This is a genomic window from Eubacteriales bacterium, assembly GCA_041390245.1.
Lineage (GTDB): Bacteria > Bacillota > Clostridia > Christensenellales > JAWKQI01 > JAWKQI01.
Map to the genome: position 1 here is coordinate 218636 of JAWKQI010000003.1, position 15686 is coordinate 234321.

Below are 15686 nucleotides of genomic sequence, written 5' to 3' on the forward strand. Positions count from 1 at the left end.
TTTAAAAACTTTGTACAGTAAGTGAGGTTTTATAACATGCGCTGCAGTTGTATTCTGTGCGGTACATACATGATTCAGTCGCAAAGGGGCAAGAGCAGGTGTATTTGTCCGGAGTGCGGAAACACTTGCGATCTTTGTATGGGCAACCGAAATGGGGAGAAGATTGAAAAGGTTAACGGGAAAATAAAGATTCCAGAGGCTATAAGATATATTTACGATAAGGATAAAGAATAGAATTGAGAGGCTTTTAGTTTATGAATTATTCAGTACAGATACCTGGAAAGGTAATATTTGAGGTAGGCGGGTTTAAAAAACTACCTGAATTAGTTAAGGAAATTGGCGATAAAGCATTTTTGGTGTTTGGATCTAAATCTTTTAGAGAAAGTGACAACTGTAAATCATTGCTTAGTGCTTTAAAAAACGCAGGTATTTCGTTTAAACTTTCAACGCCGGTAACGAGAGAGCCGTCTCCTGAGATAGTAGATGAAAATACCCGCCTTGCAAAGTATTTTGGCGCAAATGTTGTAGTTGCAGTTGGTGGGGGTAGCGTTATAGATACGGCAAAGGCAGTAAGCGCCATGGCAACGAATGAAGGGAGTGTTAAGGAGTACCTGGAGGGTATTGGCACAAAAACAGTTAGAAACGACCCGATACCTTTAATAGCTGTACCAACGACTGCAGGAACAGGCTCTGAGGCAACTAAGAATGCGGTTATATCTTCTGTTTCAGAAGGGTTCAAAAATAGTATACGCCACGATAAAATGCTTCCTGTTATTGCACTTATTGATGCCGAACTGATGGTTTCTGTACCTAAAAGTGTTACAGCTCCTTCAGGAATGGACGCTATATGTCAGTTAATAGAAGGTTATACAACGAAGATTCCAAATGATTTTAGCGATGCGCTTGCCCTATATAATATTAAAAGAGCATTGTCAGCTATAAGACGCGCATATAACGACCCTAATGATATAGAGGCAAGGGAGACAATGGCTTGTGCCGCAACGTATTCCGGAATGATAATAGCCTGTGCAGGGCTGGGTGCAGCACATGGCGTTGCAGCAGGTTTAGGAGCGATATATGATGTACCGCATGGGATAGCCTGTGCTATTATGCTTCCCTATATAATGGAATATAATTATCAAAAAGGCGTTTCAAAATATGAGGATATTGCAAAATCAGTATTAGGCAAAAAAGATGTTTACGAGCTCATATCGCAGATTAAGAAGTTAAACGTAGATTTAAATATACCAACAGATTTAAAGGCATATAATATAAAGCAAAAGGACCTTAAAAAACTGACAGATGCTTCTTTAGGATTCAGTACGAAAAAGAACCCGGTCACAGTTAACAAAAAAGAACTTATGGCAATTTTGTCGAAACTTATTTAAAAAATATTTGAATATATTGGTGTTTTTGGTATAATTCAGTAAAAAAGGTAGGATTTTATTTAATATGGTTAATATTGTGGAGGCCAAAACAAAGAAGCAGCTTAGGTTATTTAGGGATTTTTCCGGATAAGCTTTTTGCAGGATATAAGAATTATGTACCTGATCTTAAGGCAGACGAGTTTTCGATGTACTTTCCAAAAACCAATGCCGCTTTCGATTACTGCAACGATGCAAAGTTTTTTTTAGCTTACAAAGACGATGAAATAGCCGGCAGGGTATGTGCTATTAACAGCAAAGAGTCTAATAAAAAGTGGGGAACTAAGAGCATCAGGTTTTCGAGGTTAGATTTTATAGATGACAAAGAAGTTTCTGCTGCTTTGATAGGTGCTGTGGAAAATTGGGCTAAAGAAATAGGGCTTAGCGAAATCCATGGCCCGCTAGGTTTTTCCGACCTTGATAAAGAGGGGCTCCAGATAGAAGGTTTTGAATATGACGGGCTTTCGTTTACAATAAATAACTACCCTTATTATAAAGAACATTTAGAAGCCCTGGGGTTTACAAAAGCGACTGATTGGCTTGAGTACCGTATTACAACGCCTCAAAAAGATGACCCCATAGTTAAAAAGATGGATCGTATGGCAGAATTGGTTTTAAAACGCACTAAACTTAGGCTTCTTGAGATAAAAAGGATGTCGCAGGCTAGCAAAATAGTGATACAGATATTCGATCTTTTAAATGAGTGTTATAAAGAATTATACGGCGTGGTACCTTATAACCAGCATCAGGCTATAGAGTATTACAACCGTTTTAAACCTTTATTGAACCCTAAATATGCTAAATTTATAATAGACAGTGAGGGTAAACTCGTTGGGTTTGGGTTAGCAGCACCATCGCTTAATAAATGCTTAAGGCAAAACAAAGGCAGGCTTTTCCCATTTGGTTTTATTTCTATCTTAAAAGCCATTAAAAACGTGGAAATTTTGGATTTATATTTAATAGCAGTGCACCCTAAGTACCAAAGTTCTGGCCTTCCTGCAGTTTTAATGAATGCAGTCATGAAATCTGCTGTTGAAGGCGGAGTCAAGTTTGCTGAGACAGGCCCTGAACTTGAGACAAACGATAAAATTCAGAGCCTATGGAAGTTTTTTGAAGTTATTAATACTAAGCGGCGTAGATGTTTTATAAAAAATATAGATTAGAAGAATAAAAAAAGCTCTTGCATTTTTTTGCAAGGGCTTTTTTATTCTTCTAATGTGTAAATAGTCATTTCTCCGTTTTTAAAGGACTTATAACGCGGGCCGGAAAATCCAAGACTCTTTAGATGTTTTGCAAGGCCTAAAATAAAGAATCCATGTGTTATAATTGCAACATTGGATTTTAAATTAGGCAGGACCTTATTTAAAAATTTTGTGGCCCGTTCCTCACTCAAAATCTTTATTTCAGTTTGAGATTTAGCGTGAAAGAGCCATGCTAAACGCCCAAACACGCGCCAAATTGTAAATGGCAGCTTTATACGTTTAGTCTTTACAAATGGAAATATCGGGACTTCGTGTAATTCCGGTGAAATGACGAAGTTATCCGTTATATGTGCAGCTGTTTCGATGGCGCGGGGCATATCACTGCAGTAATATTTGTCAAAGCGTATGCCACTAAGGTCTATGTCTCCTTTAATTATTGGAGCTTTATCATAGTCACCGTTCCATTTGTCGAACTGAGCGCTACTCATAAAAAATGGTGTTTTTTCCAAATTAACTTTTAAGTGTCTAATAAGTGCAACTTTCAAAGGCAACCTCTATAAAATAAGATATAAGATTTTAAGGGTGAATATTGTATATCATATACGTTTTTTTAGTATATGTAAAGAGCAGAGAAAATGTACATCAATTTTTAATTTTTTATTAAGATATTTAAAATTGAAGTATTTAAATTAAATGGTATAATTACTATTGGGAAATTAAGGAGTATTGTTTATGTTTTGCGGAATGTCTACAGCTTGTTTTATAGGTAAGTATTTTACAGAAGAATCAATAGATGCTATGGCGTCTATCGGCGTAAAGGATGTTGAAATTTTTTTAAGTTGTCCATCTGAATATAAAATTAAATTTATAAAAAATTTAAAGAAAAGGCTTGATGATAACGGAATGAGGGCACACTCCGTACATGCGTTTTCAGTTGGGTTTGAACCACAGATTTTTTCTATATACGAGCGTTCAAGAAAAGACGCGTTTAATTATTTTATGAAAATAGTCAAGGCGGCGAACTGCCTAGGAGCTACAATGTATTCTTTTCATGGCCCGGCAAATTATAAGGGGAATTTAGAGCTTTACATAAATTACAAGGCCTGCGCAGATAAAACTAGGAAACTAATAGATGCAGCAGCTGATTATGGCGTTAGCTTGGCATGGGAAAATGTCTACTGGTGTGCTTTTTCAAACCCAGGATTTGTTGAAAAGATGGATGCTAACGGCTATCTTGACAACCTTAGGTTTACTCTTGATATTAAGCAGGCGGCGCAATCTGGGATAAGTGTGGATAAATATATCGATGCAATGGGAGACAGGCTTGCAAACATTCATATATGTGATTTTAGATATACTGATAAGGGAGTGGAACCATGTCTTCCCTTTACCGGGGAAATGGATTTTTTAAAGTTTAAAAATAAGCTTAAGGAGGTAAATTATACAGGCGGGCTTATAACCGAGGTTTACGGGAGGAACTATCATGATTTAGATGAATTAAAGCATACTTATGATAGGGTGAAGTCATTTTTTGAAGAATGAAGAATAAAATTAAGCTAAAAAGATATGAGGGAGTTACAGCTAGATTTTTGCAAATATCGTAAAAACGGCATATAATATATGGCATATGAATATTAGAAGAGAAGACTTTAAATCAATTGAACTAAAAGATAAAGACATAATCGAAAAGTTTCTTGCTGGCGAAAAAAAATTAAATAGCGATGCGTGTTTTGCCAACCTATACATGTGGCAAAAAATGATAAATCTAAGGTACATTATATTAGGGGATGCACTTATTATCGCCGCAGGAAAAGAAGATGCATGTTTTTTGACACCACCTTATTTATCAAAAAAGGATTTGGATTTATCTCCTTATATGAGCGCGATAAATGAGTGTATGTTAAGAGTAAACGGGTTTATCTGCATAAGGGCTGTCAACGAAAGGGTCAAAGAAAAAATAAAAAAAGATTTTAGCGACGTTTACGACATAGTTGAAGACAGAAATAACTTTGAGTATGTATACGACGTAAATAAACTTATTACGCTTCCAGGCAAAAAATACCATTCTAAGAAAAACCACGTAAACCGGTTTATCAAAGAATACGATTATGAATACGATGCCTACTCTGATATTTATTTTGAAGAATGCATGCAGATGCAGGAAAGTTGGTCTAAGGAAAAGGATTTTTCGGATAAATACAGTTATTTTGAATCTGATGCTATAGAGCGTGCCCTTAAACATTATAAAGAACTTGGTTTAAGCGGATGTGTAATAAAAATAGGCGGTAAAATCAAAGCATTTTCGTTTGGAACGGCGCTTAATGAAGATACCGCACTTATACTTGTAGAAAAAGCAGATTATAGATACCAGGGAATATACCAGATCATAAACAGAGATTTTTTAAGGCATAATTTTTATAATTATAAGTTTGTAAACCGTCAGGAAGACATGGGTGATGAAGGTTTAAGGCAGGCAAAAATGTCTTATCATCCGGTCTCATTCGCAAAAAAGTATACCGTAAGGTCAAAGGGATGCGGGAAATGCCCTTAAAAAGGAGATATGTTATATGCATATTATCGATATTATAGAAAAGAAAAGGGACGGTAAAGAGTTAACACAAGAGGAAATAGATTTTTTTGTTAAAGGATTTACTGAAGAGAGCATACCGGATTATCAGGCCTCGGCGTTGCTTATGGCGATGTATATAAAGGGGCTTAGCAAAGATGAGACCGCTAACCTGACTATTTCTATGCTAAACTCAGGAGAAAAGATGGATCTATCGGGGATCAAAGGTGTCGTGGCGGACAAGCACTCTACCGGAGGGGTAGCAGATACGACAACTTTGGTTGCAGCACCAATTGCAGCAGCATGCGGAGTACGCGTTGCCAAGCTTTCAGGCAGGGCCCTTGGGCATACGGGCGGTACGCTCGATAAATTAGAGGCAATTCCTAACTTCAACGTAAATTTGAGTTTAGACGAATTTAAAAAACAAGTAAACGATATCGGCTTAGCAATTGCGGGGCAGACCCTTAAACTTTGTCCGGCCGATAAAAAGATATATGCACTTCGCGATGTTACTGCAACTGTTAGTAACGTATCACTTATAGCAAGCAGTATAATGAGCAAAAAGATAGCTTCTGGGGCGCCCGCCATAGTTCTTGATGTAAAGACAGGCAACGGTGCATTTATGAAAAAATATGAAGATAGTTTGGCCCTTGCTTTGGAGATGGTAGATATAGGAACCAAAGCCGGAAGAAATGTAACTGCATTCATAACGGATATGAACCAGCCGCTTGGGAGGGCAGTCGGCAATGCTTTTGAAGTTAAAGAAGCTATAGACATACTTGAAGGGCGTGAAAAGGGAGATTTATTTGAAGTTTCTATTGCCCTGGCCTCGCAGATGATATTTCTAACAGGCAATGCCAAAAATTATTCGGAGGCGGTTTTAAAGGCTAAAAAGAGCATAGGGGATAAAAGCGCAATAAATAAGCTAAAGCAAATGATATCTTATCAAGGCGGTGACACGAGTTTTATCGAAGATTTAAACAGCTTTGTCGAGACCAAATTTGCAAGGGACATAATAGCAAAAAGAGACGGTTATATTGGTTTTATAGATGTACCAAAGATAGGGCAAGCCTCAATTAGCTTAGGATCAGGACGAAGAAAACTGAATGACAGTATAGATTATAAAGCGGGAATATATATTGAAAAAAGGCTTAATGACAAGGTATTTAAAGGTGACGTGCTGATGAGGCTATATTCTAACAACGAAGCCAAGTTTGATGAGGCATGTTTTATTTTAAAAGATACAGTTAATATACAAGACGGACCAATAAAAAAACCAAAGCTTATATATAAAGTAATAGATAAAAACGGACAAAGAGATTTTTAAACAAAAAACAGCAGTTAGACTAACTGCTGTTTTTTAAATCTTACTAATTAGTTTTAAGCTTTGCCTTCACAACCTAAAACGTCTGTTATTTTATGTTTAACTAAGTTTTTAATAGACTCACGAGCCGGAGCTAAATACTGCCTTGGGTCGAAATGAGCTGGGTTTTCGAACAGATGTTCACGGATAGCTGCTGTCATCGCGAGGCGAAGGTCAGAGTCTATATTTATCTTACATACAGCCATTGAAGCCGCTTTCCTAAGCATTTCTTCAGGAACGCCCTGTGCACCTTGCATCTGGCCGCCGTATTTGTTGATCTTCTGAACATCAGACTGTGTAACAGATGAAGCACCGTGAAGGACTATTGGGAAACCAGGCAGTCTCTTGCTGACTTCTTCCAAAATGTCGAATCTTAATTTTGGCGTGCCTTTAAACTTAAAAGCACCGTGGCTTGTTCCTATAGCTATTGCCAAAGAATCCACACCTGTTTTAGTAACGAACTCTTCAACTTCTTCAGGGCGGGTATATGAAGAATCTTCTGCAGAAACTTTTATTTCATCTTCAACACCTGCTAAACGGCCAAGTTCAGCCTCAACGACAACACCGCGTGCGTGAGCATATTCAACGACTTTTTTAGTTAAGGCTATGTTTTCTTCAAATGGAAGATGTGAACCGTCTATCATAACTGAGGTAAAACCTCCGTCTATACATGAAACACAAGTTTCATAAGAATCGCCGTGGTCTAAATGAAGAGCGATAGGAAGGCCGGTGGCTTCTAAAGCTGCTTCTACCAACTTTTTTAGATAAATAGGATTTGCGTAGTTTCTTGCACCTTTTGAAACCTGTAAAATTAAAGGAGCGTTTAGTTCATAGCAAGCTTCTGTGATACCCTGAACTATCTCCATATTATTTACGTTAAATGCACCTATGGCATATCCGTTGTTATAAGCTTTTTTAAACATTTCTGTTGTAGTAACCAATGGCATAATAATATCCTCCTTAATACTTATTTAAATCTTCAGTTAACATATTTAAAATAGCATATTTATCGGTTCTTTGCAATATTTAAAAGTATAAGATGAAATTTGCTCAGTAAAATCTATTGCTTATATAATCTAACTATATTATAATTTAAACGTTGGGATTTTATTATAAGAAACATAAGCGTCTTCACTGTAAGCACTTTAAATATTTTTAGCAAAGAAGCGGCATAAAACAATGTCATTTCCACTAATATCATATCTTTCGCTATTAAATTTTATTTAATGTCTCTGATTTCTGGGGGAAAAAGATGTGGATATTCTTACAATAGTCGGAGTAACGGCAATAAATTTTTTCTCTGTTTTTTTACAGGGCTGCACAGGCTTTGGGTATGCTATTACAGCTATGTTTTTAATGCCGTTTATACTTCCATATAAAGAAAGCATGTTTATAGGGACTATCGTAATAGTCTTTATGGCGGTCCAGATGGCCGTTTATTTAAGGAAGCACATCAATTTTAAAGTTGTACTCGTTCCTATATTATTTTGCCTTTTAGGCATTTGGCCAGGAGTATATCTTATACGTACTCTGGATGAGAAAATAGTTAGACTGATATTCGGTATTTTCTTGATATGTTTGGTCCCGTATTTTTATTTCACGTCGGATCCTAAATTTAAAATAAATTTAAAGGCCAACTTTATAAACGGATCTATTGTAGGGTTTATAGCCGGTATAGCCACCGGTATGTTTAATATGACAGGCCCATTTTTTACAATGTATTATTTTGGCTGTTGTGAAGACAGCTTGTCTCTTAAAGGTACTATGGAATTTTCATATGTATTTACAGGCCTGGCTTCAGTTGTAATGTATGCGATTTATACTCCGCTGACTCCACAACTCTCGATAGAGGCAGTCTTATCCTCCATAGCGTGCCTCGTGGCTGGTTTCTTAGGGTTAAAAGTATACAAGAAGCTAAATAAGAAGATAGTAAGATATATATTTATGGGAATTTTGCCAATATTGGGCTTAATCTTAATATTTAGATAAAAAATATTATTAAAAGTTAGTATTAATTTAAAATGCGCAATATTGCGCATTTTAAAGTTTGGGCTAAGTTTTAAAATGAGTCTTAAAAAAGATAGTGACAGTAAAAAAGGGTTATGTTATAATATCTCACGGTGGTTTTTTGCCAACGTAGCTCAGTTGGTAGAGCAGCGCATTCGTAATGCGCAGGTCAGGGGTTCAAGTCCCCTCGTTGGCTCCACTTAAGACGGGGTGTAGCGCAGTTTGGTAGCGCGTTTGGTTCGGGACTAAAAGGTCGCAGGTTCAAATCCTGTCACCCCGACCACTGGAAAAGACCGGAGGCTTTTGTCGACGGTCTTTTACTTTGCCTGTATTCATGCTGGTTTGCAATGGTAAGTCCTATAAGGACGCTCGTTGTTAAGGTAGGCGTTTCAAGAACGATTTATTGAATATTTTATTGTTAAGTGTTATATTTAATACAGAGAGCAAGGGGGGAGTCACATGGCATTCAATGCAAATACATCTGGAAGACAAGTAATTGAATATACTCCAGATGATACTTTTAGGGCGACTGTTTCAGCTTTAAAGAAATCCAATAAATTTTCTATTAACGATTCGAACTCTCTTTCTCGTACAATTAAAATAAAAACAGGCGTTAGTTGGAAATCATGGGGAGAAAACCTGTTGATTACTATAAGCCCTACCGCTAATGGTATGTCCCAAATCGCTATCACTTCAGCCTCAAAATATGGCCTGATTGACTGGGGAAAAAATCAGGATAATCTCAATAATATTTTAAATTTGATTTTTTTTTGAATTGAAAAATTATTATAATAAGACAACTACGGAAAAAACGTCTACAATTGAAGATATTCCAACTCAAATTAAGAAATTGGCTGATTTAAGGGATGCTGGAATACTGACCGAATCAGAGTTTCAGCAAAAAAGGAAGACCTTCTTTCTAAGATGTAAACCATATTTTTATGTGAATACTGCTCGCAGATTGTCTGCGAACCATTGATATTACTACGTTTCTCAAAGCCCTATAATTTCACTCTGACCATATAAGAAGGGCTCGGTTAGATGAAAATCTGGCCGGGTTTTTTTCGCATAATTGCCAATAATCGCTTATAATCGGCGTTTTTGGCGTTTTTTAAGCATTAATTGTTTTTTATAACTTTGCAAATAGTCGGAGTTTCTGAAAGGGCAAATGCAGTCAAAGATAATAACAAATATAAAGTTTTCCTTATAACCGTACTTATAACGTAGATAACACTAAATAATATAAAATGGATTAAAATAGCTTGTTTTGTCTTTTACTGTAGCCTTTATCTCAACCTAATTGAAATTCTAAATATACAGTGGTAATATATACATACACATACAAAAATATACAGACCTAAAAATTTCTTGAAATAATGTACTAAATATTAAAGTCCTTGGAGGATAATATAGTGAAAAAAGGATCATTGAAGGATTTGCTATAACTGTGGTTGCAACAATAGTGATGCTTGTTTTTTGTGCCCAAATATATCATTTGCAGATAGCGGAACGATTACTCAAGGTGATGGTACTGAAAGTGATCCATATGGTGTATCAACACCTGAACAACTTAATGCTGTTAGGTATTATCCTGATGCCTATTTTATTATGCTTGACGATATTGACATGTCGGAAGCAACATCTGAGGGCGGTGTATACTGGAACGATGGCGAAGGATGGGATCCAATCGATTTCAGTGGGACATTTGATGGTAATACTTACAGCATAACAGGGCTATATATAAAAACTGATATATCCCTAAAAAACAACGGCCTATTTGGAGAAATATCTGCAAGTGCTGTTGTAAAAAATCTTAATATGTTGGATTGTTCTATCTCGGCACGTGATTATGCAGGCGCTATCGCAGGTAAGAACAAAGGAACGATAAGTAACTGCAATACAACCGGAACCATTACAGCAAGAATGTATAACGTCGGCGGTGTTACAGGATTTAATATGGGAACTGTTTCGGATTGTGTTAATGATGCTGTTATCGTAACGAATTCAGATGGAGGCGGTATTGCGGGTCAAAATTACGGAACTATTCGCTCTTGTGCCAACATAAATTCGATATTTGGAGAAGTAAACTTTGGGGGGATTGTCGGGGGGAATTATGGTGGAACAGTCGATATGTGTTACAATACCGGAAGCATTATAGGAACAGATACTTATTCGACGCGCGCGGGTGGTATTGTAGGCTACCTTTATCCGGGAATTATATCAAGTTGTTTTAATACCGGTGAGGTATTTGCGGTTATACATTCGGGCGGGATTGCTGGTTATTGCAACAGAGACTTTGATGATTCTATTACATGTACTATTAATCACTGTTACAATATCGGAGAAATCACTGCAGATGAGCACTTTGGAGGTATCGCAGGAGGGGTTTGGCGTTGTACATTTGATGAATGCTATTATGCCGATATAAGTTCAACCGGGATAGGAGACGGTACCGCTATCGGTACGATGAGTAGTAAAACTTTAAATGAAATGAAGTATCAATCTACCTATTCTGGGTTTTATTTTGAAGATGTTTGGGAAATAGTTGAAGGAGAGAGATACCCGGTATTACAGGAAGTGCCATTTATATATGTTACAGGAATTTCGCTAGATGGGACTTTAGCACTGCAAGTTGGAGAGAGTGAAACGCTTTTATCTGCCATAACGCCATCAGATGCTTCTAATAAAAACGTATCATGGGCATCAAGTGATGACAGCATTGCAACCGTTGCAGATGGTACGGTTTCAGGTGTTAGTTCTGGTACAGTAACAATAACAGTGACCACGGGAGACGGTGGTTTTACAGACACTTGCACTGTCACTGTTAAATCATCTCAAATTAAATCATTAGTATATACCATAGATACTGAGAACAGCCTATTAAGAGATGTCTCAATTAATACATCGGTTACTGAGCTTAAAACAAATCTGGATAACGATGCCGCGGATATTAAAGTCTATGACAAAGATGGTAATGAATATACTGGCGATACGGTTGCATCGGGGATGGTGGTTAAGCTAATCGTTAATGATACCGTCAAGGATCAGCTGACTTTGGCTATACGGGGAGACGTCAGCGGTAACGGGCAAATAGACATCGCTGATTATATTTTAATTCGGTCGTTCTTGTACGGGCTTATTAATCTTAATACTTTGCAGTTTTTTAGCGCCGATGTAAATAACAGCGGCAATATAGATATTGCTGATTATATTTTAGTCCGTTCGCATATGTACGGTTTGATACAATTATAGAAAAGAGGATAACATGAAAAAATTAATATTTTTTGCAATTGCAGTAGTATTTATTGGTTCTATAATACCTTTAAGTTCAGCATTTGCAAGCTCTGCTTCTATTAGTATATCCGGACCAAAAAGTGTAGAAGCTGGAAAACTTATACGTATACGATAACGCTCAGCGGAAGCGACGTTTCATCTGCCATGGTAACGAGCATTAGCACTTCAGGCGTTTTTTCCGGAAGTGGGAGCGGATTTGAAATTGGGAGCGGAGGAGAAAATACCAGTGGGTCCAAGAGCGTCAATGTGAGCGTTACTGTCAGTTCAAGCGCAAGCCCTGGAGATACGGGCACTATTAGCGTATCAGGTCAATTTGGGTATTGGAATGAGGATAAGACGGAATTATACACGGGTAGCATATCTAAAAGCTTAACAGCAACTGTAGTAGAACCCACACCGACACCCGAACCGTCTTCAACAGCGACATCAGAATCATCACCTACCCCAAAGCGATCCGCAATGGCGACTACAACGGCTAAGGCAACAATACAACCAAGTGCCAGCGCAACAACTGAACCAACGCCTTCACCCACATCCGAAGAACCTCTTGAGTGGCCTGATGTTGAAGAAATGATAATAGAGGCACAAGCAGGGGGTGTAATAAGCGTTAACATGGAGGGGAAGACGGAGATACCGATAACTGTACTCTCTCAGCTCAAAGACAGTCAAGGCGTTCTAAAAAATAGACTTTGGTGACTATACCTGTACAATAGATGGTAGTACACTTAACGAATTACCGGAAGACCTCAGTACTCTTGATTTGTCCATGAGTATGGTTAAAGATGAATTGTTATCCCAAGCAGCGGGCGGATTCGATGTGTATCAGCTAAACTTTAATTATCACGGAGAACTGCCAGGTATATTTTCGTATACATTTTATGCGAGTGAAAACGAGCCTGGGGATACGCTCTATCTATACTATTCTTATAAACAAGCCGGGATCATCGAAGGGATGCAATCGGCGGTTGTAGACGCGAGATGGCTATGCGACTTTTGAGATCTATCATTGTTCCGGCTATTTTGTATCCGATGCCATTGTTGAAGGTGCCATAAACAACTTTCCCGAAGAGGAGAGCTTAGTACAGGCAGAAACTGCAGGTGGTACGTCAACGCTCACCCTTATTATTTCACTAATAATAACAGCTATTGTTGCAGCAGCGGCTGGGGTATTCATAACAATGTACATTTTCAAAATGGGTGTATTTAAGAAAAAAGAAGCCACTATTGAGTAATAGAATGGGTAATGTGAGTTCTGGTACAAAAAATAAATTATAATATTAAACGTAAGCTCCGCATGGTATAATAGGTAAAAATATTATGCGGAGTTATAAATTTGACTAAGGATTTATTCAAGTGCGATACTTTGATCACCTATATGGTAAGGATGGGGTCACCTTCGTGGGGCTGTTCCAGTAAATCATAAGCGGCCTTTTTCAATTTGAAGCTCTCCGAGTGAGCGGGACATTAATAGATTTATCACGAATAGATACATTTGCAAAAATAAGCACTGTCATGTTTATGTAGCTTTCGCCATTCGGTTTGTGTAATAAATTTGCTGATCTTTAGCCCATCAGTATCAAAGCAAAAAAAGGAAGACCTTCTTTCTAAGATGTAAACCATATTTTTTATGTGAATACTGCTCGCAGATTGTCTGCGAACCATTGATATTACTACGTTTCTCAAAGCCCTAGGTATTAATTTCGTCTAAGGTATCATTGCTCTTTATTTTATTTATTCTGTTTTTAAAATACTTGCGGTAAGCTGTCATATATAAAACAATTGATATGATCGTCGCTATATAATCGGTGACCGGCTGTGCCGCGGCAAGCATATCAGGAGAATTAAAAATTTTATTAAACAAAATAAGAACAGGTATATATACAAGCCCCTGACGGCTGACGGAGAGAATAAGAGACGGTATCGCCGCGCCCATGGCCTGGATTGTATTGGTTAAAACAAACAGTATACCTAAAATTGGGCCGGATATTATAAGTATCCTTGCAAATTGCATGCCATAGGCATGCGCGTTCGTTTCATTCAGAAATGCGCTTACTATAGGCCCAGCTCCAAAATAACAAATAGCAGTCATAATAGCGCTTAATACAACGGAAAACAGCACAGAGAATTTTAATACGGCATTAAATCTTTTTTTGTTGCCCGCACCGAAGCAGAAACCAAGTATAGGCTGAATACCAGTTCCAACTCCAATCAAAAGCATAACAACTATCATATTAACCTTAAAAGCAACTCCAAGCCCTGCGACAGCCATATCACCGTAGCCGGTCATAAAATTGTTGATTGCGATATTGGAAACGCTTAATAAAAGGTTGTTAAGCGAAGCAGGAACACCAATGGCGACAACACCTTTGGCAATACCGCCATTCATTTTATAGTCCTTTAAGTTTATTGAAAGAATAGATTTTTTTAAAACAAAGTAACCAATGTAGAAAAAAGCGGCGACCATATTGCCAATCACCGTAGCTATAGCGGCACCGGTTACGTCCCAGCCAAACCCGAGGATCATAATTGGGTCCAGAATAATATTGATAAGATTACCTAGTATCATGCCCATCATGGAAAGGTTGGCTTTTCCTTCGGCACGTATGATATGACTAAAGCTGTTGCTAACTACAAGGACAGGGATTCCCAAAGCAACGATTTGTAGGTATTGCTGTACATATTCAACGGTATCCGGGGTAGCTCCGACAATGTTACTGATAGGGCCGATCCAAATCAGAAAAGCGGCAAGCCCCAAAATACCTACGGCCATACCAGTCCAGAAGCAGAAGGAAGATGTATTTTTAGCAACTTTTATATTTCCTTCTCCAAGCTTTCGTGAAATCATGGAGGTTCCGCCAATACCAAACAGCAATCCAACTGCCAGGAAAAAAAGAAAGGCCGGCGTTGCCAGCGATACGGCAGCGACCATATAGGCGTTGCCAGTCTGCCCGATAAAAAATGTGTCTGCTAAATTGTATACAAGGATCATTAACATACTTACGACAGAAGGTATGATATTCATCATGACCGCTTTGGGTACTGGTGCGTTTCTAAAAATCTCTATGTTTTTACTGTTGATATTGCTCATATTGTTTATGTCTTTTCTCCTTTTGTAGTTTGCTAAATTTAAGACTCTAAAACAGTGCCTAAAATCTTAGTTCTTGTAGGTTTGAATTGATAACTGTAAGCGCCATTTTAAGACTTTTTAATTCTTCTGATGTGAAACCCTTTAAATATCTTTCCTCTAGATTAGAGAACTTTGATAAAATCGCTTCATGTATTTTTTTACCTTTAGTTGTAATCTCGACATTACGTACTCTTTTATCGTCACGGCTGCCAGTACTCGTAATAAATCCTTTGATTTCTAACCGGTTTAAAATGCCTAGTGCCGTCGTATGTTTTACACAGAAGTGGTTTTCAATTTCCCTTATCGAAACATTATGCCCTCTAACTTGATAAAGAAAATAAAGTACGCGCGATTGGGACATAGTTAGATCCAATTCTTTAAGCTCAATATTTGTGATAGCCCCTATGGCATCGTGGATTTTTTTGATTAAAAGCCCAACGCTTTCTACTTCGTTCATCAGCCTGCTCCTTATTAATTATGTAGCACGCTACTAATTATATCTATAACTTCTGGAATTGTCAATTGTTATTTCTTATGGATTTTTTATAAACTTATTGGATATAAGATTACTAAAAATAATTAATATAAATTACTAGTGGTAGTTAATTGATTTTTAACAAAGAAGCTTTTTACCAAAAAAGTTTGACAATGTAAAGATACAGATGTATATTAACGTTAGATGGAAGGTTAATGACTTAAATTG

General features: G+C 37.4%; 17 protein-coding genes and 2 tRNA genes. 14 read left to right on the forward strand and 5 right to left on the reverse strand.

Going from position 1 to position 15686, the window contains the following annotated elements:
• Positions 1-36 precede the first annotated feature (36 nt).
• The 3 genes from R2876_05425 (at position 37) to R2876_05435 (ending at position 2587) form a co-directional block, all read left to right on the forward strand.
• Positions 37-234 carry a hypothetical protein gene (locus R2876_05425; GenBank protein ID MEZ4358052.1) on the forward strand — a complete coding sequence of 66 codons (198 nt, stop codon included), beginning with the start codon at positions 37-39 and terminating at the stop codon, positions 232-234.
• A 20-nt stretch (positions 235-254) separates the two neighbouring features.
• A complete protein-coding gene (locus R2876_05430; GenBank protein MEZ4358053.1) occupies positions 255-1388 on the forward strand; it encodes an iron-containing alcohol dehydrogenase in 1134 nt (377 codons plus the stop codon).
• 74 nt (positions 1389-1462) lie between these two features.
• A complete protein-coding gene (locus tag R2876_05435; GenBank protein ID MEZ4358054.1) occupies positions 1463-2587 on the forward strand; it encodes a GNAT family N-acetyltransferase in 1125 nt (374 codons plus the stop codon).
• Between the two features lie 41 nt (positions 2588-2628).
• Here R2876_05435 and R2876_05440 read toward each other — a convergent pair whose 3' ends face one another.
• Positions 2629-3171 carry a phosphoglycerate mutase family protein gene (locus R2876_05440; GenBank protein MEZ4358055.1) on the reverse strand — a complete coding sequence of 181 codons (543 nt, stop codon included), beginning with the start codon at positions 3169-3171 and terminating at the stop codon, positions 2629-2631.
• A gap of 187 nt (positions 3172-3358) precedes the next feature.
• On the opposite strand from R2876_05440, the gene R2876_05445 reads away from it, so the two are divergent.
• The 3 genes from R2876_05445 (at position 3359) to R2876_05455 (ending at position 6519) form a co-directional block, all read left to right on the forward strand.
• Positions 3359-4168, forward strand: a complete 810-nt coding sequence (locus R2876_05445) for a sugar phosphate isomerase/epimerase (protein MEZ4358056.1) — start codon at positions 3359-3361, stop codon at positions 4166-4168.
• Positions 4169-4253: 85 nt separating this feature from the next.
• Positions 4254-5177: a phosphatidylglycerol lysyltransferase domain-containing protein gene (locus tag R2876_05450; protein MEZ4358057.1), complete on the forward strand. Its 924-nt coding sequence runs from the start codon at positions 4254-4256 to the stop codon at positions 5175-5177.
• Positions 5178-5193: 16 nt separating this feature from the next.
• Positions 5194-6519: a thymidine phosphorylase gene (locus tag R2876_05455; protein ID MEZ4358058.1), complete on the forward strand. Its 1326-nt coding sequence runs from the start codon at positions 5194-5196 to the stop codon at positions 6517-6519.
• Between the two features lie 53 nt (positions 6520-6572).
• Here the strand turns inward: R2876_05455 and fba are convergent, their stop codons facing one another.
• Positions 6573-7502 carry a class II fructose-1,6-bisphosphate aldolase gene (gene fba, locus R2876_05460; GenBank protein ID MEZ4358059.1) on the reverse strand — a complete coding sequence of 310 codons (930 nt, stop codon included), beginning with the start codon at positions 7500-7502 and terminating at the stop codon, positions 6573-6575.
• A gap of 307 nt (positions 7503-7809) precedes the next feature.
• Between fba and R2876_05465 the strand changes: the two genes are divergently transcribed.
• The 8 genes from R2876_05465 to R2876_05500 all read left to right on the forward strand — a co-directional run bounded on the left by R2876_05465 (position 7810) and on the right by R2876_05500 (position 12853).
• Positions 7810-8544, forward strand: a complete 735-nt coding sequence (locus R2876_05465) for a sulfite exporter TauE/SafE family protein (GenBank protein MEZ4358060.1) — start codon at positions 7810-7812, stop codon at positions 8542-8544.
• Between the two features lie 141 nt (positions 8545-8685).
• Positions 8686-8761 (forward strand) — tRNA-Thr (locus R2876_05470).
• 7 nt (positions 8762-8768) lie between these two features.
• Positions 8769-8845: transfer RNA gene (locus tag R2876_05475), tRNA-Pro, on the forward strand.
• A gap of 176 nt (positions 8846-9021) precedes the next feature.
• The gene (locus tag R2876_05480) at positions 9022-9336 is read left to right on the forward strand and encodes a hypothetical protein (GenBank protein ID MEZ4358061.1); all 315 of its coding nucleotides are present in this window, start codon (positions 9022-9024) and stop codon (positions 9334-9336) included.
• Between the two features lie 702 nt (positions 9337-10038).
• Entirely contained in the window at positions 10039-11814 is a 1776-nt protein-coding gene (locus R2876_05485; GenBank protein MEZ4358062.1) for an Ig-like domain-containing protein, read from the forward strand.
• Positions 11815-11827: 13 nt separating this feature from the next.
• The gene (locus tag R2876_05490; protein MEZ4358063.1) at positions 11828-11971 is read left to right on the forward strand and encodes a hypothetical protein; all 144 of its coding nucleotides are present in this window, start codon (positions 11828-11830) and stop codon (positions 11969-11971) included.
• A 29-nt stretch (positions 11972-12000) separates the two neighbouring features.
• Positions 12001-12552 (forward strand): hypothetical protein, encoded by a 552-nt coding sequence (locus tag R2876_05495; protein MEZ4358064.1) that lies wholly within the window; start codon positions 12001-12003, stop codon positions 12550-12552.
• A gap of 76 nt (positions 12553-12628) precedes the next feature.
• The gene (locus tag R2876_05500; protein ID MEZ4358065.1) at positions 12629-12853 is read left to right on the forward strand and encodes a hypothetical protein; all 225 of its coding nucleotides are present in this window, start codon (positions 12629-12631) and stop codon (positions 12851-12853) included.
• Positions 12854-12871: 18 nt separating this feature from the next.
• On the opposite strand, the gene R2876_05505 is transcribed toward R2876_05500, so the two are convergent.
• From R2876_05505 to R2876_05515, 3 genes are all read right to left on the reverse strand, one after another.
• Positions 12872-13030, reverse strand: coding sequence for a hypothetical protein (locus R2876_05505; protein MEZ4358066.1), 159 nt, complete (start codon positions 13028-13030; stop codon positions 12872-12874).
• 513 nt (positions 13031-13543) lie between these two features.
• Positions 13544-14944 carry an MATE family efflux transporter gene (locus R2876_05510; GenBank protein MEZ4358067.1) on the reverse strand — a complete coding sequence of 467 codons (1401 nt, stop codon included), beginning with the start codon at positions 14942-14944 and terminating at the stop codon, positions 13544-13546.
• Positions 14945-15002: 58 nt separating this feature from the next.
• A complete protein-coding gene (locus R2876_05515; protein MEZ4358068.1) occupies positions 15003-15440 on the reverse strand; it encodes a MarR family transcriptional regulator in 438 nt (145 codons plus the stop codon).
• Between the last annotated feature and the right edge of the window lie 246 nt (positions 15441-15686).

What these genes read in the sequence shown, in the direction of transcription:
- R2876_05425 (MEZ4358052.1), top strand. Translation starts at nt 37, where the DNA reads ATGCGCTGCAGTTGTATTCTGTGCGGTACATACATGATTCAGTCGCAA.
- R2876_05430 (MEZ4358053.1), top strand. Translation starts at nt 255, where the DNA reads ATGAATTATTCAGTACAGATACCTGGAAAGGTAATATTTGAGGTAGGC.
- R2876_05445 (MEZ4358056.1), top strand. Translation starts at nt 3,359, where the DNA reads ATGTTTTGCGGAATGTCTACAGCTTGTTTTATAGGTAAGTATTTTACA.
- R2876_05450 (MEZ4358057.1), top strand. Translation starts at nt 4,254, where the DNA reads ATGAATATTAGAAGAGAAGACTTTAAATCAATTGAACTAAAAGATAAA.
- R2876_05455 (MEZ4358058.1), top strand. Translation starts at nt 5,194, where the DNA reads ATGCATATTATCGATATTATAGAAAAGAAAAGGGACGGTAAAGAGTTA.
- fba (MEZ4358059.1), bottom strand. Translation starts at nt 7,502, where the DNA reads ATGCCATTGGTTACTACAACAGAAATGTTTAAAAAAGCTTATAACAAC.
- R2876_05480 (MEZ4358061.1), top strand. Translation starts at nt 9,022, where the DNA reads ATGGCATTCAATGCAAATACATCTGGAAGACAAGTAATTGAATATACT.
- R2876_05490 (MEZ4358063.1), top strand. Translation starts at nt 11,828, where the DNA reads ATGAAAAAATTAATATTTTTTGCAATTGCAGTAGTATTTATTGGTTCT.
- R2876_05495 (MEZ4358064.1), top strand. Translation starts at nt 12,001, where the DNA reads ATGGTAACGAGCATTAGCACTTCAGGCGTTTTTTCCGGAAGTGGGAGC.
- R2876_05500 (MEZ4358065.1), top strand. Translation starts at nt 12,629, where the DNA reads ATGGTTAAAGATGAATTGTTATCCCAAGCAGCGGGCGGATTCGATGTG.
- R2876_05505 (MEZ4358066.1), bottom strand. Translation starts at nt 13,030, where the DNA reads ATGAATACCCCAGCCGCTGCTGCAACAATAGCTGTTATTATTAGTGAA.
- R2876_05510 (MEZ4358067.1), bottom strand. Translation starts at nt 14,944, where the DNA reads ATGAGCAATATCAACAGTAAAAACATAGAGATTTTTAGAAACGCACCA.
- R2876_05515 (MEZ4358068.1), bottom strand. Translation starts at nt 15,440, where the DNA reads ATGAACGAAGTAGAAAGCGTTGGGCTTTTAATCAAAAAAATCCACGAT.